The sequence below is a fragment of the Streptomyces novaecaesareae genome (assembly GCF_000716875.1).
Lineage (GTDB): Bacteria > Actinomycetota > Actinomycetes > Streptomycetales > Streptomycetaceae > Kitasatospora > Kitasatospora novaecaesareae.
The window spans coordinates 26,062-45,291 of sequence record NZ_JNWQ01000023.1 but is presented as its reverse complement, the minus strand read 5'-3'; the positions used below and the strand labels follow the sequence as shown (position 1 = coordinate 45,291).

Genomic DNA, 19,230 nt, shown 5'->3' with positions numbered 1-19,230 from the left:
CCCGGCCCGCAGACTGCTCCGGTGACCAAGACTTCGGACGGCTCGTCCCGCTCCCCGCGCGGTGAGATCGGCGGGATCCCCACGCGCTACGTCGGGATCGGCGTCATCGTCATCCTCGCCGTGTGGTTCCTGTTCGCCAACCTCGACAAGGTGAAGATCCAGTTCTGGGTGTTCACCGTCACCGCGCCGCTCTGGATCGCGCTGCTGGCCACGCTCGTCGCGGGCGGAGTGCTGGGCTGGCTGCTGAAGGGGCGGCGCAACCGGTGACCTCAGCTCCCGGGCCGTCCCAGGGCGGCCCCTCGGCCTTCACCCCGCTCATCGAGATGCGCGGGGTCAACAAGCACTTCGGGGACCTGCACGTGTTGCAGGACATCGAACTGACGGTGGGCCGCGGCGAGGTCGTCGTGGTCATCGGTCCGTCAGGATCCGGCAAGTCCACGCTCTGCCGCGCGATCAACCGGCTGGAACCGATCGAGAACGGCACCATCCTGATCGACGGCGAACCGCTGCCCGAGGAGGGCAAGGGGCTCGCCCGGCTGCGGGCCGAGGTCGGCATGGTGTTCCAGTCCTTCAACCTGTTCGCGCACAAGACCGTGTTGCAGAACGTCTCGCTCGCGCAGATCAAGGTCCGCGGCCGGCCCAAGGCGGAGGCGGAGACCAAGTCCCGCGCGCTGCTGGAGCGGGTCGGTCTCGCGTCGCAGGCCGACAAGTACCCGGCCCAGCTCTCCGGCGGCCAGCAGCAGCGGGTCGCGATCGCCCGCGCGCTCGCCATGGACCCCAAGGCGCTGCTGTTCGACGAGCCCACCTCGGCGCTCGACCCCGAGATGATCAACGAGGTGCTGGACGTCATGCGCCAGCTCGCGCACGAGGGCATGACGATGGTCGTGGTCACCCACGAGATGGGCTTCGCCCGGGCCTCCGCGAACCGGGTGGTGTTCATGGCGGACGGCCGGATCGTCGAGGACCGCGCCCCGGAGGACTTCTTCAGAGCCCCCGAGAGCGAGCGCGCCCGGGACTTCCTGTCCAAGATCCTGAAGCACTGAGGCGGCGCCGTGAACCGTGAGACGACGCCCGGCGCGCGGGCGGGGACGCGCGTGCTCGCCGCCGCCCTGCTGCTCGCCGCGCTGGCGACGGGCTGCGGCAAGGCCGGCACCCCGCCGCCGAAGGGCCCGCAGCCCAGCGCGCTGCCCAGCTACCAGGTGCAGGACGCCTCGTCGATCACCGGCTCGCCGACCCTGGACGCCGCCCGCAGCCGGGGCCATCTGGTGGTCGGTGCCAAGGAGGACCAGCCGTACCTGGGCCAGAAGAACCCGGCCACCGGCGAGTACTCCGGCTTCGACATCGAGATCGCCAAGATGGTCGGCGCCTCCCTCGGCTTCCCGCCGAACAAGATCCAGTTCAAGACGATCGCCTCGGCGAACCGCGAGACCGCGCTGCAGAACGGCCAGGTGGACTACTACGTCGGCACCTACACCATCAACGACAACCGGAAGAAGCTGGTCGGCTTCGCCGGGCCGTACTTCGTCGCCGGGCAGTCGCTGCTGGTGCGAAAGAACGACAACAGCATCCACGGCCCGCAGGACCTGAACGGGAAGAAGGTCTGTTCGGCGGCCGGCTCCACGCCGTACCAGCGCATCCAGTCGAAGTACCCGAAGGCCAAGCTGATCGGCTACGACACCTACTCGGCCTGCGTGGACAACCTGATCACCAACCAGGTCGACGCGGTGACCACGGACAACGCGATCCTGCTCGGCTACGCGGCCAAGGTGCCGGACGAGCTCAAGGTGGTCGGCCCGCTGTTCTCGACCGAGCCGTACGGGATCGGGGTGCCGAAGAACGACACCGTGCTGCGCCTGGCGCTGGACGACGCGCTGCAGCAGCACGAGCAGAACGGCGACTGGAAGAAGGCCTTCGAGGCGACCCTCGGGCTCTCCGGGGAAACCGCGCCGAACCCGCCGCAGATCGACCGGTACTGAGAGGGCCGCGCCGTGAAAACGCTGACCGACAACTGGTCGACCTACTGGGACGGCTTCCTCGGCACGCTCTCGCTGTTCGCGGTGAGCGCCGTGCTGTCGCTGGTGCTGGGGGTGCTGATCGCGAGCTTCCGGGTCTCGCCGATCAGACCGCTGCGGGTGTTCGGGACGGCATGGGTGACGGTGCTGCGCAACACGCCGCTGACCCTGCTGTTCTTCATCGTGGTGCTGGGCCTGCCCCGGTTCGACATCACCCTGCCCTTCTACACCTTCGCCGTGCTCGCGCTCGGCTGCTACACCTCGGCCTTCGTCTGCGAGGCGATGCGCTCGGGCGTCAACACCGTGCCGACCGGGCAGGGCGAGGCGGCCCGCAGCCTCGGCATGAACTTCGGGCAGACGATGAGCCTGGTGGTGCTGCCGCAGGCGTACCGCTCGGTGGTGGCGCCGATCGGCAGTGTGATGATCGCGCTGGCGAAGAACACGGCGATCGCCGGCTCGTTCAGCGTCACCGAACTGCTGGGCACCTACCGGACCATCAACGAGCTGGGCTACAGCATCGTCTGGACCTTCGTCTGGATCGCCGTCGGCTACCTGATCATCACCCTGGCCATCAGCGCCGTCTTCAACCTGCTGGAACGACGAGTGGCGGTGTCCCGATGACCGTTGAATCCTCGGCGCTGTACGACATCCCCGGCCCGAAGGCGCTCGCCCGCCACCGGCTGTACGGCGGGATCGCGCTGCTGGTGATCGCGGGCGTGATCGCCTGGATCGTCTACATGCTGTTCCACACCCACCAGTTCACCTACGCCAAGTGGGAGCCCTTCGAGTACCGGGGCGTACAGGACCTGCTGCTGCGCGGGCTCGGCAACACCCTGCAGGCCTTCGGCTGGACGGTGCTGTTCGCGCTGCCCTTCGGCGCGCTGTTCGCGGCCGGGCGGCTGTCCGACCATCGGGTGGTGCGCTGGTTCTCCACGCTGGTGGTCGAGTTCTTCCGAGCCATGCCGCTGCTGGTGATGATCTTCTTCGTGTTCGTCGCGCTCAAGGTGCAGCCGCTCTGGGCGCTGGTGGCCGGACTGGTGCTCTACAACGGCTCGGTGCTGGCCGAGGTGTTCCGGGCCGGCGTGCTCGCGGTGCCCAAGGGGCAGCGGGAGGCGGCGTACGCGCTGGGCATGCGCAAGACCCAGGTGATGACGTACGTGCTCGTGCCGCAGGCCAACCGGGCGATGCTGCCGGCCATCATCAGCCAGCTGGTGGTCGCGCTCAAGGACACCTCGCTGGGCTTCCTGATCACCTACGAGGAGTTCCTGCACGCGGGCAAGCTGATCGCCACCAACCTGGACTACGACCTGCCGTTCATCCCGGTCGTGATCGTGATCGCGCCGATCTACATCGGCATGTGCCTGCTGCTCTCCTGGCTCGCCCGCTTCGTCGAGAAGCGCAGCCGGCGCAGCCCGAGCATGCGGGGCGGGGCGCCGGTGGTCGAGGCCGGGGTGGCGATGGGGCTGCCGCCGTCGGCTCAGCAGTGAGAAGGATGGTTCGATCCTTAACCATAGGTGTCCGTGGGGTTAGGTCCGAAGGCTCCAAATTCCTCTTATGATTGCGGGGCAGGCGACGGACGATGGGCGGAGGGGCCATGGAGCCGGTGTTCGACTCGCGACACATCAGGACCTTCCACGAGGTCGTGCGGGCCGGTTCGTACTCGGCCGCCGCCCGCGAACTCGGCTACACCCAGCCCGCCATCACCCAGCAGATGAAGGCCCTCGAACGCACCGTCGGCGTCCCGCTGTTCACCCGCGCCGGGCGCGGGCTGCGGCTCACCGAGGCGGGCGAGGCGCTCTCCCGGCACGCCGAGGTCATCCTCGGCAGCATGTCCGCCGCCCAGCAGCAGCTCGCCGCGCTCGCCCGGCTGCGCGCCGGGCGGGTGCGGGTCTGCGCCTTCCCCAGCGCCAACGCCACCCTGATACCCGAGGCGATGGCCCGGCTGCTCGCCGAGCACCCCGGCGTACGCGTCGAGCTGCTGGAGGCCGAGCCGCCGGACTCCGTCCAGCGGCTGCTGCGCGGGGAGTGCGACATCGCCCTGGCCTTCCGCTACCCGGGCGCGGCCACCGAGGTGCCGGACGGGCTGGACGAGATCCCGCTGATGGAGGACCTGCTCACGGTGCTGCTGCCGGTCGGGCACCCGCTCGGCCGCCGGCACGCCGTACGGCTCGCCGACCTCGACGGCGAGCGCTGGATCGCCGGCTGCCCGCGATGTCGGGCCAACCTGCTGCACGTGTGCGCGGAGGAGGGCTTCGCGCCGGACATCGTCTTCTCCACCGACGACAACCTCGCGGTGCAGTCCCTCGTCGCCGCCGGGGTCGGGATCGCCCTCATGCCCGCGCTGGTGCTCTCCTTCATGTGCCACCGCAAGGTCACCGGGCGGGCCGTCGAGCCGCACCTGCGGCGGCAGGTGAGCGCGTACGTGCTGCGCGAGCACCGCCGCATCCCGGCCACCGGACTGGTGCTGGACCACCTGCGGCAGGCGGCGGCGAGCCGGGTGGGCTGCTGATCCATAAGTCGGGGTAGGGGTATCGCTTACGAACCCTCCTTGGACGTGATAGGTCCGTAGGTCCGAACCTGCTGGCATGACACCCCCAGCCACAGTCGGCACCGACCGGCTCACCGACCGGCTCACCGAGCGGATGGCGGCGCTGATCAGTGAGATCCGCGCCGTCGTGGACCGCGGACTGCCCCCGGAGCTCACCGCCTACCTGGTCGGCGAGCGCCTCGCCCCGCACCTCCTCGCCGACCAGGACGGGCCCGACGCGCTGCTCACCCCCGCCCAGTGCGAGGGCGACCCGCAGCGCTACCGCCAGCACGTCCTGCACGCCGAGGAGGACGGCAGCTTCTCCGTCGTCGCCCTGGTCTGGCTGCCCGGGCAGCAGACCCCGATCCATGACCACGTGTCCTGGTGCGTGGCCGGCGTCCACCGGGGCCAGGAGAGCGAGACCCGCTACCGGCTGGTCTCCGACGGCCGCACCGCCCGGCTGGTCGAGACCGAGCACGTGGCCGGCCCGGCCGGCACCGTCGCCGCCTTCGCCCCGCCCGGCGACATCCACCTGGTGCGCAACGCCTGTAGCAGCACGGCCATCTCCATCCACGTGTACGGCGCGGACGTCTCGCGGCTCGGCACCAGCATCCGGCGGGTCTACCGGCTCCCCGCCGACCAGGAGCAGTGAGCGGCGGCGTGGCACTCACCCTCAAGCAGCGCGCCGCCCGAACCCGCCCGCTCCGTACCCGCTCACTGCCCCCGATGCGCGGCGACGCCCCGGGGCTGCTGCTCGCGGCCCTCGGGGTGGCCGCCGCCGTCGGCGTCCACGCGGTGGTGCCGGCGGTGCCCAAGCTCACCGCCGCCGTCGTGCTCGGTATGGCCGCGGCCCACCTGCCGGGACTGCGGCCGGTGGTCCGCGGGGTCGCCCGGTCGGGGCTCTCCACGGCCGGGAAGCGGCTGATGCGGCTCGGGATCGTCCTGCTCGGGCTCAAGCTCAGCCTGGACGACGTGCTCGGCCTCGGCTGGGCCACCGTCGCCATGGTGCTCGCGGTGGTCGCCGCCACCTTCGCGGGGACGCTCTGGCTGGGCCGGAGGCTCGGCCTGCCCGGGGACCAGCCGCTGCTGGTCGCCACCGGGTACTCGATCTGCGGCGCCTCGGCGATCGGCGCGGTCAGCCAGGCGGCGGGCAGCGAGGAGGAGGACGTCGCGGCCTCGGTGGCGCTGGTCACCCTGTGCGGGACGCTGGCGATCGCCGTCCTGCCACTGCTCCAGCAGCCGCTCGGGCTCGGCGAGGTGGAGTTCGGGCGCTGGGTCGGCGCGAGCGTGCACGACGTCGGGCAGGTCGTCGCCACCGCGCAGACCGGCGGGGTGGGGGCGCTGCGCGAGGCGGTGCTGGTCAAGCTGATGCGCGTGGTGCTGCTGGCGCCGCTGGTCGCGGGGGTGGCCGTCGTGGTGCGGCGGAACCTGCGGGGGGCGGCTGCGGGCTCGGGTGGGGGCTCGGGTGGGGCCGAGAATTCGGTGAAGGCCGGCAGCCGGCCGACGATCGTGCCGCTGTTCGTCGCGGGGTTCCTCGCGATGATCGTCCTGCGGACCACCGGCGTGCTGCCCGAGCGGGCGCTCGGCCTGGCCGGGGACGCCCAGGAACTCCTGCTGGCCGCCGCGTTGTTCGGACTCGGCAGCGCGGTGCACCTGCCGACCATGATCCGGACCGGCGGGCGGATCGCCCTGCTCGGGCTCGGCTCCTGGGTGGTCGTCGCGGGCGCCTCCTACGCCGGGGTGCTGATCACGACCTGACGGGAGCGGGTGCGGACTCGGCTATTGTCGGGCGGGTACTCGTCCGCACCGGGACGGTCCGGTGCTCGTACCGGGGCGGTTCGGCAGGCGGGTTCGCCGGAGTTCGCCAGAGTTCGTTCGAGCTCACGCGGGTTCGCCTGAGTTCGCCCGAGTCCGCCAGGAGGACGGATGACCACCGCACTGCCCGAGCGGGACGGCCACGAGGCCGTCGTCACGCTCGACCGACGGGAAGGACCGTTCGGCGAGGTGGTGCTGCGACAGCGCGGTCGGCACTTCGAGATCATCGCCAACGGCTGCTTCCTCATGGACACCGCCGACGGACGCTCGGAGCGGCTGCTGATCCAGGCGGCGCTGGACGAGCTGAACCGCACCGGCGGGCGGGTCGACCGGCCGTCGGTGCTGATCGGCGGCCTCGGGGTCGGCTTCTCGCTGGCGTACGCGGTGGCCGAGTCGTGCTGGGGGCGGATCGCCATCGTCGAGCGGGAGACCGCGATCATCGACTGGCACCGGAACGGCCCGCTCGGCGCCTTCTCGGGCGGTGCGCTCGACGACGAGCGGGTCGCGGTGCTCCACACCGACCTGCTGGAGTACCTCGCGGCGGCGGACGGCGAGCGCTACGACGCGCTGTGCCTGGACATCGACAACGGGCCGGACTGGACGGTCACCGACTCCAACAACGGGCTGTACGGCGCGGACGGGCTCGCGGTGCTCTGGCACCGGCTGCGGCCGGGCGGCGTGCTGGCGGTGTGGAGCGCGCAGCCGTCGTCGGCCTTCGAGGAGGCGCTGCGGGCGGCGGGGTTCTCGGATGTGGTGACGCACGAGATCCCGGTGTCGCGCGGGGTGCCGGACGTGGTGCACCTGGCGCGACGCGCGGGCTGAGGGTGAACTCGGCCGTCGTGCCGGGTGGTTGGCGGTGATCGCCCCATCGGGCCTCTCCCCGGGGGCAGTTGAGGGTCGGGCGGACGGTAACGGCCGGTGACTGAGAGCGGAAACCCCCAGACCGCCATCGCACTGGCGGTCGCGGCGCGGTCGCGTGGCGGGTGACAGCCGGCGGTCGACGGCTGACGGGTGACAGGTAACAGATGACAGATTTCAGCTGACGGATTTCAGCGAACGAAATCTGAAATCTGTTACCTGTCAGCCGTCATCTGTTACCCGAACGGGCGGTGCTCCGGTGCCGCCTCCGTCTCCGCCCCGGCCTCCGGCTGCTCGGCCGGCGTGGACGGGAGCTCCGGCATGGCGAAGGGGTTGAAGTCCGGCGGCGGGACCATGACCGGCGTGCCCTTGCGCGGCGACTCCTGCTCGCCCGCGGTCTCCGTCGCGGCGGCCGGTGCCGGTGCCGGGATGACGGGCGGGGTCGAGGGCGGCGGGGGGACGGCCGGGCCCTGTGGGGTGACGGTGGTGCCGAACGGGTCGTTCTTCTGCTCGGCCGAGACCGTGGTGCCGAACGGGTCGGCGGCCGCGGGCGCCGTGCTCGGCTGCTCGGCCGGCGTGGACGGGAGGTCCGGCATGGCGAAGGGGTTGAAGTCCGGCGGCGGGACCATGACCGGCGTGCCCTTGTGCGGCGACTGCTCCTCGGCCGCCGCGGCCTCGACGGCGGGCTGCTCGGAGACCGGGGCGAACGGGTTGAAGTCCGCAGGCGGCACCCGTACCGGGGTACCGCGCAGGTGCACCGGTACCTCGTCCGGCTCCTCCTCCGCCTCGTCCTTCGCCTCCCGCTCCGCCTCCTTCACGGCGCCCTTCTCGGCGTCCGCTTCGACGGGGGCGGGAGCGGTCGTGAAAGCCGGAGCCGGCGCCGGGGCGGGCACCACCGGGGCGGGCTCGCCGTCCCAGCCGAACTGGATGCTCTTCAGCAGCTCCGCGAAGGCCTCGGTGTACAGCTCCCAGTCCTCCGGCCGGGCCGTGGACAGCTGCGCGCACAGCACCGTTCCGCCGTCGGGCAGCGGGACGAAGGCCTGGACGGCGGAGGTGACGACCCAGCGCCGCTGCCCGTCGGCGGCCAGTGGCCCGGGCACCGGGACGGTCCGCCCCTCGACCAGGACGGCGGCCGGGCCGGCCGGCAGCAGGACCGTCCACACCTCGGCGTGCCGTCGGACGGTGGCCAGCTCGGTGGCGAGCGCGGTGATCGGCAGCGGGTGAGGGGCGAGCGAGACGACGAGGGCGGCGTCCGAGCTACGGCCGTCCAGCTCCAGGGCGCAGACGCCCGCGTACACGACGCCCGCGTCGTGGATCAGGTCGGCCAGGGTGGCGGAGATCACCGCGAAGTCGCGGCGCGGTTCGCGGCCGGTGGCGCTGAACAGTTCCTCGGCGACCTCGGCCAGGTGCCCGGTCAGCTCTTCGGCCGCGGCCACGGTGGCGGGGGAGGCACCGTCGGTCCGGTCCGCGTCGGTCAGGTCCGTGTCGGCCCGCAGCGGGGGCACGGTACGGGCGGAGACTCCCGGGGGCCCGCCCGGGGAGGTCAGCGGGTGGAAGCCGGTAGGGACGACCAGCCGGACCTCGGCGCCCGCGCCGGTGGGCAGTTCGACCGGCTGCCGGGTCTGCTGCCCGGCCGCCAGCGCGGCCAGTGCGGGGGCGAACGGCGGGCGCAGCTTGGCGTCGGCGAACTCGCCGGTGACCGGAAGCTGGAACAGCGCGGCCGAGGTGGTGCCCCGGTCGGCGATGGCGCCGCGCACCGCTCCGCCGCCGTAGCGGGCCTGCAGGGCGGTGATCACCCGTTCGGCGACCGGCGCGCCGGTGCCCGGACGGGCGGTCCCGGCGGTGATCACCGTGCCGAGCCGGTCGAGCGCGGTGTGCACCGGTCCGTTGGGGGCGAGCGGCAGGCCGAACAGCGCCTCGGCGGCGGGGTGCCCGGCCAGGCGTGGGGCGCTCAGCGAGGCCGCCGGGTGGCGCGAGGTGTGCTCGTCGAAGAGGGCGTCGGTGAGCGTGCCGAGGGTCGCGCAGACCTGCTCGGCTGCCGCGAAGGGGTTGGCCTCCGCGCTGAACTGGACGTCCTGGGTCAACTGGTGAGCCCCCCGCTCTGCTCCGTCTGCTGTCGGTGGTTCGGGTGGGACCGGGCGCGCCGTGGCGGCGTGCCGTCAGATCCCCGCCCATTCCTATCAGAGGCCACCGTCCTGACCGAACCGCAGGATGACCCGATGATCACTCGGGCGATCGGGCCGCCCCACCGAGGACTCCGCCGTGAGCACCGCCGTGGGCACGGCTGGGCACGGCTGGGCACGGCTGGGCCCGGCGCCGTACCGGCACTTCGGTGGCCTACGGGGACGGTTCGTCCGTGGATTCGGCGGCGAGCGCGGTGACCGCGTCGAGGATCCCCGGGACGGCGAACAGCCCGGCGAGGTCCCGTACCAGGCGCCCGGTCGGCCCCTGCGGGTGCTCGTCCGCGAAGAAGGAGGCCAGTTCCGCGGCGAGCGCCGGCTCCCGGGCGGCGGTGAGGGTGAGCGCCGCGACGAACTCCTGCACCAGGTGCAACTGCAGCTCCTCCAGCGGCACCGAGCGCTCGCCCAGCCACTCCAGCGAGGTGATCTCGGCGTTGGCGATCCAGGCCCGGACGGTCAGCCGCAGCCCGGGGCTGGGCGTGGGGACGGCCAGATGGGCCAGGATCTGTTCCTGGGCGGCCCGGCGCACGTCGTCGATCACCGCCGAGGTGCCCGCGCTGGCCGCCACCGAGCCGCCCCGCAGCAGTGCGGCGAAGCCCGGTCCGTGGCTGTGCACGAAGTCCAGGTAGCGGCCCATCACCCGGTACAGCCGCTCCGACAGCGGCCCCTCCATGGGCTCCTCGAAGCGGGCCGACAGCTCCTGCCCGGCCCGCCGCAGCGACTCCTCGTACAGCGCCTGCTTGCCGGGGAAGTAGTGGTAGACGAGCGGCCGGGAGGCGCCCGCGGCGGCGGCGATGTCGTCGATCGACACCTCCTCCGGCGGGCGCCGGCTGAACAGCTCCAGAGCGACCGCGATCAGCTGCTCCCGCCGTTCGTCCACGCTCAGCCGTCGGCGCGGCCGCTCACCCGCCGCCGCCCGGTCGGGTGCGGAGGTCCGTGCTGCGCGGTCGGCCGTCGGGGACGGCGTGCGGGAGGCCATGCGCGCCAGCCTATCCGGCGGTCGCCCGGCGGCCCATGCGGCCTGAACAGGCCGTACGGCCCGTAGGGCCCGGGCCGCAGGCGGGCTGTACGCCCTATGCGGCCCGGAAGTCCAGGTAGCGGCGGTAGGCGTCGAGGCCGTCAGGGACGAAGGTGTCGCGGGTGACGCGCTCGGCGAGTTCGTCGGGGGCGAGCCAGGCGTGCCAGGCGATCTCGGACTCCTGCGGGGCGACCGGGCCGTCCCACTCCGCCTCGTACATGTCGCACCACCAGGAGAGCTTGCCGTTGTCCGGCTCCCGGAAGAGGAACTTGAACAGCGGGCGCGGGACGATGCCGTGGACGCCGAGCTCCTCCTCGGCCTCGCGGACGGAGGCCTCGGCGTAGCTCTCGCCGGAGCCGACCACGCCGCCGACGAACATGTCGTAGGCGCCGGGGGCGAACAGCTTGGTGTCGGTGCGGCGGTGCACGAAGATCCGCCCGGCCGGGTCGCGGACCAGGACGAAGACGCAGCGGTGGATCAGGCCGCGCCGGTAGACCTCGCCGCGCAGGGCGGTCCCGATCACCCGGTCGTGTTCGTCGACGACGTCCAGCAGCTCTTCGGCAGGGTTGGTCATGAGGGACAGGTTAGGGTTTCGGGGCTCGGTTCGAACGGATTTCCACGGACCTTCGAACGCGGGTGGACGACGACGGACGACGGACGATGACGGTCAGGACGGCTGGAGGCGGCGCGCGGTGGTGGAGATCTGGGGCGAGACGGCCGAGGGGTTCGAGCCCGTACGGGCGGCCTTCGCGCGGAACTTCGTCGAGTACGGCGAGCTCGGCGCGGCCTTCGCGCTGTACGTGCGCGGCCGCAAGGTGGTCGACCTGTGGGGCGGTGACGCCCGGCCCGAGGTGGGCGGGCGGCCCGCGCCGGCGGTGCCGTGGACGGCGGACACCGCGCAGGTGCTGCGCTCGGTGACCAAGGGGCTGACCGCGACCGCCGCGCTGCTGGCCGTCGAGCGCGGCCTGCTCGACCTGGACGCGCCGGTGGCCTCGTACTGGCCGGAGTTCGCCGCCGAGGGCAAGGGCGGGGTGCCGGTGCGCTGGCTGCTCTCGCACCAGGTCGGGGTGCCCGCGCTGGACGTGCCGCTGCGGCTGGAGGACGTGCTCACCTGGGAGCGCGCTGTCGCCGCGGTCGCCGCCCAGGCGCCCGCCTGGGAGCCGGGGACGGCGCACGGCTACCACCCGTACACCTTCGGCTGGTTGGTCGGGGAGGTGGTGCGGCGGGTGAGCGGTCGGACGATCGGGCAGTACTTCGCCGAGGAGATCGCCCGGCCGCTCGGGCTGGACCTGTGGATCGGGCTGCCGGCCGGGGCCGCGCCGCGGGTCGGCAAGCTGGTCGACCTGCCCGCCCCGGAGGCGGCCCGGACCGGCCCGAGCGGGCTGCGGCTGCGGCCCAAGCAGTCCGTCCGGGACGCCTACCAGGATCCGTCCTCGCTGACCGCGCGGGCCTTCGCCTCGGTGCTCCCCGGGGTGAACATGAACGACCCGGCGGTGCAGGCCGCCGAGATCCCCGGCGCCGGTGGCATCGGCACCGCCCGTTCGCTGGCCCGCTTCTACGCGGCGCTGATCGGCGCGGCGGACCGTCCGGACGGCTCCGGCGCGCTGCTGCCGCCGCTGCTCGGACCCGAGGTGCTGACCCGCGCGGCCGGGCCGGCGGTCAGCGGGCCGGACCGGGTACTGATCGTCAACTCCACTTTCGGGCTGGGCTTCTGGCGACACGGCCCGACCGCGCCGATGGCCTCCCCGGCGAGCTTCGGACACCCCGGCCGGGGCGGCTCGCTGGGCTTCGCCGACCCGGAGCTGGGGCTGGGCTTCGGCTACGTCACCAACGGCATGCAGCCGGGCGTGACCGGGGACATCCGCTCGCGGAACCTGATCCGCGCGGTGCGGGGGTGCCTGGGGCTGTCGTGAGCCGGGGCGCTACGCCTGGCCGGTGTCGAAGCGACTGATCTTCCCGCCGTCGACCGTGAAGCGCCAGGCGGTGCGCATCTCGCCCCAGGCCTCGTTGCGGAAGTTGGCGATCAGTGCGCGGCCGCTGTCCGCTTCGGTCTGGACCTCCATGTGGCCGTGGGAGCTGAAGATCTCCCGGTCGATCCAGTCCTGTAGGTCCCGGTCGGAGCCGTCGTCGGACATGGTCGCGTCCGGCGTGAGCAGGGCGAGGAAGGCCTGGCGGTCGCCCGCGTTGATCGCGGTGACGAAGTCGCGGACGGCCGGGTCGGAGAGCTTGGAGACGGCGATGGTCATGCGGGACTCCCGGGTTGAAGGGTGTTGGGGAGTCCTGTTCTAGGGCGTTCGCAGGGTCTGTCCGGGCATGTCGGCGGCGCGTCGGGAAAAATAGCAGGATTCATGTGCTTAGATCCTGAGACGGGTGGTTTTGCCCCGTGGTTTGACCCGAGTGGGTTTGACCCGAGTGGGTTTGACCCGAGTGCCCGCCGCGGGGAGTGGCGGTGGAGCGGGAGACCGGGACCGGTCTCCCGCTCCACACTTTCGCAGGGCCCGGCCTAGAAGAAGCCGACCGCGTCGGGGGAGTAGCTGACCAGCAGGTTCTTGGTCTGCTGGTAGTGCTCCAGCAGCGCCTTGTGGTTCTCCCGCCCGATGCCGGAGTTCTTGTACCCGCCGAAGGCGGCATGTGCCGGGTAGGCGTGGTAGCAGTTGGTCCACACGCGACCTGCCTGGATGGCGCGCCCGGCCCGGTGGGCGGTGTTGAGGCTGCGGGTCCACACGCCCGCGCCGAGCCCGTACTGGGTGTCGTTGGCGAGGGCGACGGCCTGGTCGAAGCCGTCGAAGCGGGTCACCGAGACCACCGGGCCGAAGATCTCCTCCTGGAAGACCCGCATCGAGTTGTCGCCCTCGAAGACGGTCGGCGTCACGTAGTAGCCGCCGGCCAGGGAGCCGCCGAGGTCGGCGCGCTCGCCGCCGACGAGCACCTTGGCGCCCTCGGCCCGGCCGATCTCGAAGTACGAGAGGATCTTCTTCAGCTGTTCGACACTGGCCTGGGCGCCGACCTGGGTCTCGGTGTCCAGCGGGTCGCCCTGGCGCATCGCGCGCACCCGCTCCAGGCCGTCGCCGAGCAGTCGCTCGTAGATCGCGGAGTCGATCAGCGCGCGGCTGGGACAGGTGCAGACCTCGCCCTGGTTGAGGGCGAACATCGCGAAGCCCTCGACGGCCTTGTCGTAGAAGGCGTCCGAGGCGGCGGCGACGTCCGCGAAGAACACGTTGGGGCTCTTGCCGCCGAGCTCCAGGGTGACCGGGATCAGGTTGTCGGCCGCCGCGCGGGCGATCAGCCGACCGGTGCCGGTCTCGCCGGTGAAGGCGAGCTTGCGGATCCGCGGGCTGGCGGAGAGCGGGGCGCCCGCCTCCTCGCCGAAGCCGGTGACGATGTTGAGCACGCCGGGCGGCAGCAGGTCGGCGGTCAGCTCGGCGAGCAGCAGCACGGAAGCCGGGGTCTGCTCGGCGGGCTTGAGCACCACCGCGTTGCCGGCCGCGAGCGCCGGGGCGAGCTTCCAGATCGCCATCAGGATCGGGAAGTTCCACGGGATGATCTGGCCGACCACGCCCAGCGGCTCGTGGAAGTGGTACGCCACGGTGTCCTCGTCCAGCTGGGAGAGGCTGCCCTCCTGGGCGCGCAGCGCGCCGGCGAAGTACCGCAGGTGGTCGACGGCCAGCGGGAGGTCGGCGGCCAGCGTCTCGCGCACCGGCTTGCCGTTCTCCCAGCTCTCCGCGACGGCCAGCTGCTCCAGGTTGGCCTCTATCCGGTCCGCGATCCGCAGCAGCACCTGGGCCCGCTCGGCGGCCGGGGTCCGGCCCCAGGCGGGGGCGGCGGCGTGGGCCGCGTCCAGGGCGGCCTCGATGTCCTCGGCGGTGCCGCGGGCGACCTCGGTGAACACCTCGCCGGTGACGGGCGTCGGGTCGTCGAAGTACTCGCCGCGCACCGGGGGCGTCCATCCGCCGGCTATCCAGTGCTCGTACCGGGAGCGGTAGGCGACGATGCTGCCGGGTGCGCCGGGGGGCTGGTAGACCGTCATGCTCTTGGTGTCTCCTCGCGACGTCGGGCGCCGTCCGGCGGGAGGGCCGGGGCGGCGCGCCGGACCGCCCGGTCGGGGGCGGCCCGGCGGGAGGGGCTGGACACGCACAGAGGCCGGGCTCCCGGTCGGGGCGCCCGCCGTCGAGCACGATAGCCGTCGGACGCGCGCGCGGCTACGGTCCGTACGTCGGATCCGTACGGAGGGTGCGCGTTCCGGTCGTCGCCGGCGGGCCGGCCGTCCGTGCCGGCCGTCCGTGCCGGCCGTCCGTGCCGGCCGTCCGTGCCGGCCGTCCGTGCCGGCCGTCCGTGCGGGCCGGTTGCGCGGGCCGGTTGCGCGGGCGTGCGGCGGGCGTCAGACGGAGTGGTACCGGCCGGTGCGGGCCTCCCAGTTGAGGTAGCCGGCCAGCCAGGTGAGCAGCCCGTCCGCGTACCGCTGGGCGATCGTGCGTTCGATCCTGGACAGGCCCAACTCGCGGTAGACGTCGGGCAGTCGGCCTTGGAGTTCGGCGCAGCGCTCGACCATCAGCTGGGCCTCCGCGATGACCGCCGCGCAGGCCTCCTCGGCCGTGCAGCGGCGTTCGCGCTGGACGATCATGACCAGGTTGTTGACGTCCCCGCGCGGCGCCTCCAGCGGGAAGGACCGCACGTCGTTGCTGAGTGACGGTATGTCGGCGGCCAGTTGGCGGAGTTGACGCAGCACCGGGTGGTGCAGGACGGCGGCGGGGACCTCGAAATGGCCGAGTCGCTCGACCATGTCGAAGATGGTCTCCATCGCCGCGGTGCCCCGTCTGAGTTCGAGGTAGCCGTCCCGGTCGGGGGGTCGGGTGGAGATCCGGCCGGCCGCCTCGGCCGGGTGACTGGCCAGGTAGTACTCCCAGTTGTAGGCGGCGCGCGCCTGCCAGCGTGCGGGCATGCCGTGCGCGCTGCGGTTCCAGAGGTCGGCGAAGGCGGTCTCGACCGCGGAGCCCTGGTCGGGGCGGGCTCCGTGCAGGACCGCGATCAGCCGCTCGCAGATCGGGGCGACCTCGGAGGGGCGGCGGCCGAGCGGGCCGTCGAACTGGTCGTCGAAGAGGAAGTAGAAGCCCATCAGGTCGGCGGCCAGGGCGAGTTCGTCCGGGCCCGCGTCCGGGTAGCCGAGCGCGGCGAGGTCCACCACCTCCCAGTGCGCGTAGCCGGGGTGGTCGACGTCGGGGAGCAGTGGATGGCGGATCAGCCAGTCGCGGTGCATCGCGGTGGCGTACGGGCCGTGCGGACTGCGGCGGTACCGGAACGGGATCTGAAGTGAGGTGTCGTCAGACATCGGACTCCCGGTGCAGCGGAGGGTGGGGGCGCTTGTGGTTCGAGCACTGGTTGTGGGGGAGTTGACGCGGCGAGGCGGGATGGCGGGGACGAGTGTGGCAAGATCATCTGCGCCTGAGGGCCGTAGGGTATCGGATGTATTGATCGGACGTTAGGGATATAGGGCAATTGCCCTTGGCAAGCAGTCCGAACCATCACCGTCCGCCCCAGCCTGCACGAATGACGCACAGGAGGGTCCGCACAGCGCTACCCTCGGCCCCACACAGTGATGAAGCTGTGACGCGAATCGGGCGAGGCGGAGGCGCGACGGTGACCGAGCAGGACAACGAACTTCGGGCGGGAGTCGGTTCCGGCCGAGAGGGCGACGGCACCGCGCCCCGGATCCGGCTGCGCGACCGCGACGCCGAACTGCGGTCGGTGGAGGCCGCCGTCGAGCGGCTCTGCCGCGAATTCGCCGCCGGCGGCACCGAGATCGGTGACCTGCTCACCTTCTCCGGCCGCCCCGGCCTCGGCAAGACCAGCCTGCTGCACGAGGTACGACGGATCGCCAAGGTCCGCGAGGGCGCCACCGTGCTGTTCGCCCGAGGCGGCGAACGGCAGTTCAAGGAGCCCTACCACGTCCTGCGCCAGCTGCTCCAGCCCGTGCTCAGCAACCTGAAGCCGGACGTGTTCCGCCAGGTCATGGGCACCTGGGAGGAGGTCGTCGGACCGGCCATGGGCCTCAAGCAGCCCAAGGCCGGCGCCCGCCGCCTCGACCCGCAGGGCGTGCGCGACGGCCTCGACTACGTCCTCACCCAGCTGGCACCGCGCCGCGCACCGATGGTGATGATCGTCGACGACCTGCACTGGGCCGACGCCGAATCCCTGTCCTGGCTCGCCAAGTTCGCCGTCCGCTCCGACATGCTTCCCGTCCTGCTCGTCTTCGCCTTCCGCGACGACGAGAGCGACTGGCCGACCGAGACCCACGGCCTCCGCAAGGACGTCCTCGCGCTCAAGGGCCGCAAGCACGAGCTCAACCGGCTCAACCTGAGCTCCGTCACCGACATGATCCGCGCCGAACTCGGCGACAAGGCTGAGGACGCCTTCTGCTACGAGTTCTGGAACGTCGTCAACGGCAACCCCTTCGAGGCCGTCGCCCTGCTGGACCAGGTCCGCGACCAGGAGCTCGAACCGGTCGAGGAGAACTCCCGGCAACTGCGCGAACTCGCCGTCGACGCCACCGGGATGACCCTCAAGAGCTGGGTGGACCGGCTCGGCCCCGCCACCCTGCGCTTCGCCTGGGCCTGCGCCATGTTGGGCACCGACATCCGGATCGACCTCGCCACCCGGATCTCCACCCAGAGCACCGACGCCGCCCGGGAGTCCATCAAGCAGCTGCGAAAGCAGCGCGTGCTCACCCAAGCCCCCAACGGGAACCTGGAGTTCGTCCACCCGCTGATCGGCAGCTCCATCTACAACACCATGCCGGACGCCACCCGCCTCGGCATGCACGGCATCGCCGCCGTCGAGATCGAGAACGCCGGACTCGGCCTGCTGGCCGCCTCCCGCCACCTGGTCGAGACCCACGCCGGCGAGGGCGACGACCGGATCGTCAAGAAACTGCGCCGCGCCGCCATCGAACACCAGCTGATCGGCGCCCCCGAAGCCGCCCAGCGCTGCCTGCGCCGCGCACTCGACGAACCGCCCGCCGACGAGATCAAGGCCGAGGTGCTGTACGAACTCGGCTGCTCCGCACTGCTCACCGACCCCGGCGCCACCGTCAACCAGCTCAAGCTCGCGCTCGACCCCGACGAGGTGCCGCTGCGCCCCGAACTGCGCGTGGACGCCACCTTCCGGCTCTCCGAGGTGCTCGCGCACAGCGGCGAGCTGGGCAAGGCCGCCCTGGTCTGCCAGGACGAGGCCGAGCAGACCGCAGACCCGGCCGGGCACCAGCGGCTCCAGGCCGCCTCGTTCATGTGGCACGCCTTCCGCAAGTCCGAGGAGGACGGCCCCGGCCGCTCCGCCCGGCTCGGCGAGATGTGCCGGAGTCTGAGCGGCCGCGAGGCCGCCGACCGGGCCGTGCTCGCCATGCGCGCCTGGGACCTCACCCTGCGCGGCAAGCCCTCCACCGAGGCGCTCGCGCTCGCCGACGAGGTCCTCGACGGCGGTCGGCTGCCCAAGGGCCTCGGCTGGACCGACACCACCTGGGGCTTCGAACTGCCCTCGATGCTCGGCCTGACGTACATCTACAACGACCGCATCGCGCAGGCCGAACGGCTGGCGGCGGACGCCATCATCCAGTTCGAGGTGGCCGGTTGGAGCGGTGCCCACCGGGGCTTCGCGTACTTCCTGATGGGCCTGGCCCGGTTCCGCCGCGGCCTGCTCGCCGAGGCCGAGGACTTCCTGCGCCGGGCGTACCGCATCTCCGAGCGGATCGGGAAGAGCCTGCCGCTGGCCTGGGACGCGGTCGGCGTGCTGGTGGACACCCTGATCGCCCGCGGCCGGGTCGAGGAAGCCTGGGAGCTGGCCAACAAGTTCGGCTTCCACCCGCCCTACCACGCGACCGCCATGGTGCTGCCGGACGCGGCCTCGCTGTACGGCAAGCTGCTCGTCGCCAAGGAGCGGTACGCGGGCGCCGCCGCCGCGCTCACCGAGGCCGGCGCCCAGCTGGAGGTCCGCGGCTGGCGCAACACCGTCTGGGCGCCCTGGGCCGGCCACCTCGCCGTCGCGCTCGCCAACGACGAGCTGGAGCGCGCCCGCGACTACGCCCACAAGGCCGTCCGGGACGCACGCGCCTTCGGCACCGCCTCGGCGATCGGCAGCGCGCTGCGGCTCCAGGCGCAGGTCGAGGACGGGCAGCAGGCGGTCGAGCTGCTGGAACAGGCCGTGCTGCACCTCGGGCAGTCCCCGGCGGGGTACGAGCACGCCGTCGCGCTGGTCGACCTCGGCGCCGCGCTGCGCCGGGTCGGGCGCCTGGAGGACGCCCAGGAGCACCTGTACCAGGGCATCGAGCTGGCCCAGCACTGCTCGGCGGAGGGTCTGGTCGACCGGGCGCGGCGCGAGCTGGCCAACTACGGCCTGCGGCCCAACCGGCTCAGGCTGCGCGACTTCGGGGACACGCTGGAGACCCTCAGCGGGCCGGAGTTGGAGGTCGCCAAGCGGGCGGTGCAGGGCGTGCCGCCGCAGCGGATCGCCGACGAGCTGGGGGTGCACATCAACCTGGTCAACCGGCGACTGGCCGCCGTCTACCGCAAGGCGGGCAGCGGGCCGGACGGGCTGGCCTCGGCGCTCGGGCTGCCGTCGACGCAGCGGGAGGCGACCCGGCCGGAGGAGGAGCAGGAGGAGTAGGGGCGGCGTCCGTGCGTGCGGCGGTGTCTGTGCGGCGGCGTCCGTGCGTGCGGCGGCGTTCCGTACGGCGGCGCCGTCGCTAGGCTGACGGATACGGGGCTGCCGCGGCGAGCCCCCGACGGACCAGGAACCGGGCGGTCGCGGCGCGCCGCCGACGCCAGTGAGGAG

Annotated in this window: 17 protein-coding genes; 11 read left to right on the top strand and 6 right to left on the bottom strand. The window is 72.5% G+C overall.

The annotated features are described in order from the left end of the window. Positions 1-21: 21 nt before the first annotated feature. The 9 genes from OP86_RS11465 (at position 22) to OP86_RS11425 (ending at position 7,176) form a co-directional block, all read left to right on the top strand. Positions 22-267: a lipopolysaccharide assembly protein LapA domain-containing protein gene (locus tag OP86_RS11465; RefSeq protein ID WP_030056537.1), complete on the top strand. Its 246-nt coding sequence runs from the start codon at positions 22-24 to the stop codon at positions 265-267. Positions 268-323: 56 nt separating this feature from the next. Further along, complete coding sequence (locus tag OP86_RS11460; protein ID WP_030258229.1) at positions 324-1,043, top strand: amino acid ABC transporter ATP-binding protein; 720 nt, start codon at positions 324-326, stop codon at positions 1,041-1,043. Between the two features lie 9 nt (positions 1,044-1,052). Continuing rightward, a complete protein-coding gene (locus OP86_RS11455) occupies positions 1,053-1,976 on the top strand; it encodes a glutamate ABC transporter substrate-binding protein (RefSeq protein ID WP_167344202.1) in 924 nt (307 codons plus the stop codon). A gap of 12 nt (positions 1,977-1,988) precedes the next feature. Next, positions 1,989-2,633, top strand: a complete 645-nt coding sequence (locus OP86_RS11450) for an amino acid ABC transporter permease (RefSeq protein WP_030056541.1) — start codon at positions 1,989-1,991, stop codon at positions 2,631-2,633. Further along, positions 2,630-3,499, top strand: coding sequence for an amino acid ABC transporter permease (locus OP86_RS11445; RefSeq protein ID WP_033331614.1), 870 nt, complete (start codon positions 2,630-2,632; stop codon positions 3,497-3,499). The genes OP86_RS11450 and OP86_RS11445 overlap by 4 nt, the downstream gene beginning before the upstream one ends. A gap of 116 nt (positions 3,500-3,615) precedes the next feature. Next, complete coding sequence (locus OP86_RS11440) at positions 3,616-4,521, top strand: LysR family transcriptional regulator (RefSeq protein ID WP_030056543.1); 906 nt, start codon at positions 3,616-3,618, stop codon at positions 4,519-4,521. 76 nt (positions 4,522-4,597) lie between these two features. Next, positions 4,598-5,191 (top strand): cysteine dioxygenase family protein, encoded by a 594-nt coding sequence (locus OP86_RS11435; RefSeq protein WP_051829965.1) that lies wholly within the window; start codon positions 4,598-4,600, stop codon positions 5,189-5,191. 74 nt (positions 5,192-5,265) lie between these two features. Continuing rightward, on the top strand, positions 5,266-6,297 hold the full coding sequence (locus OP86_RS11430) for a YeiH family protein (protein ID WP_051829973.1): 1,032 nt from the start codon (positions 5,266-5,268) through the stop codon (positions 6,295-6,297). 168 nt (positions 6,298-6,465) lie between these two features. Then, positions 6,466-7,176, top strand: a complete 711-nt coding sequence (locus OP86_RS11425; protein WP_051829964.1) for a spermidine synthase family protein — start codon at positions 6,466-6,468, stop codon at positions 7,174-7,176. 272 nt (positions 7,177-7,448) lie between these two features. On the opposite strand, the gene OP86_RS11420 is transcribed toward OP86_RS11425, so the two are convergent. The 3 genes from OP86_RS11420 to OP86_RS11410 all read right to left on the bottom strand — a co-directional run bounded on the left by OP86_RS11420 (position 7,449) and on the right by OP86_RS11410 (position 10,984). Continuing rightward, complete coding sequence (locus tag OP86_RS11420; protein ID WP_030056548.1) at positions 7,449-9,296, bottom strand: hypothetical protein; 1,848 nt, start codon at positions 9,294-9,296, stop codon at positions 7,449-7,451. 253 nt (positions 9,297-9,549) lie between these two features. Continuing rightward, entirely contained in the window at positions 9,550-10,371 is an 822-nt protein-coding gene (locus OP86_RS11415; protein ID WP_078588921.1) for a TetR/AcrR family transcriptional regulator, read from the bottom strand. Between the two features lie 94 nt (positions 10,372-10,465). Beyond that, positions 10,466-10,984 (bottom strand): NUDIX hydrolase, encoded by a 519-nt coding sequence (locus OP86_RS11410; protein WP_030056550.1) that lies wholly within the window; start codon positions 10,982-10,984, stop codon positions 10,466-10,468. A 118-nt stretch (positions 10,985-11,102) separates the two neighbouring features. Between OP86_RS11410 and OP86_RS11405 the strand changes: the two genes are divergently transcribed. Continuing rightward, positions 11,103-12,323, top strand: a complete 1,221-nt coding sequence (locus tag OP86_RS11405) for a serine hydrolase domain-containing protein (protein WP_030056551.1) — start codon at positions 11,103-11,105, stop codon at positions 12,321-12,323. Between the two features lie 9 nt (positions 12,324-12,332). On the opposite strand, the gene OP86_RS11400 is transcribed toward OP86_RS11405, so the two are convergent. The 3 genes from OP86_RS11400 to OP86_RS11390 all read right to left on the bottom strand — a co-directional run bounded on the left by OP86_RS11400 (position 12,333) and on the right by OP86_RS11390 (position 15,736). Beyond that, on the bottom strand, positions 12,333-12,656 hold the full coding sequence (locus tag OP86_RS11400) for a nuclear transport factor 2 family protein (protein WP_030056552.1): 324 nt from the start codon (positions 12,654-12,656) through the stop codon (positions 12,333-12,335). 257 nt (positions 12,657-12,913) lie between these two features. Next, positions 12,914-14,437 carry an acetaldehyde dehydrogenase ExaC gene (gene exaC / locus OP86_RS11395; RefSeq protein WP_030056553.1) on the bottom strand — a complete coding sequence of 508 codons (1,524 nt, stop codon included), beginning with the start codon at positions 14,435-14,437 and terminating at the stop codon, positions 12,914-12,916. A gap of 351 nt (positions 14,438-14,788) precedes the next feature. Beyond that, complete coding sequence (locus OP86_RS11390; protein ID WP_051829963.1) at positions 14,789-15,736, bottom strand: terpene synthase family protein; 948 nt, start codon at positions 15,734-15,736, stop codon at positions 14,789-14,791. Between the two features lie 308 nt (positions 15,737-16,044). On the opposite strand from OP86_RS11390, the gene OP86_RS11385 reads away from it, so the two are divergent. Continuing rightward, a complete protein-coding gene (locus OP86_RS11385; protein ID WP_051829962.1) occupies positions 16,045-19,062 on the top strand; it encodes an ATP-binding protein in 3,018 nt (1,005 codons plus the stop codon). Positions 19,063-19,230: the final 168 nt, after the last annotated feature.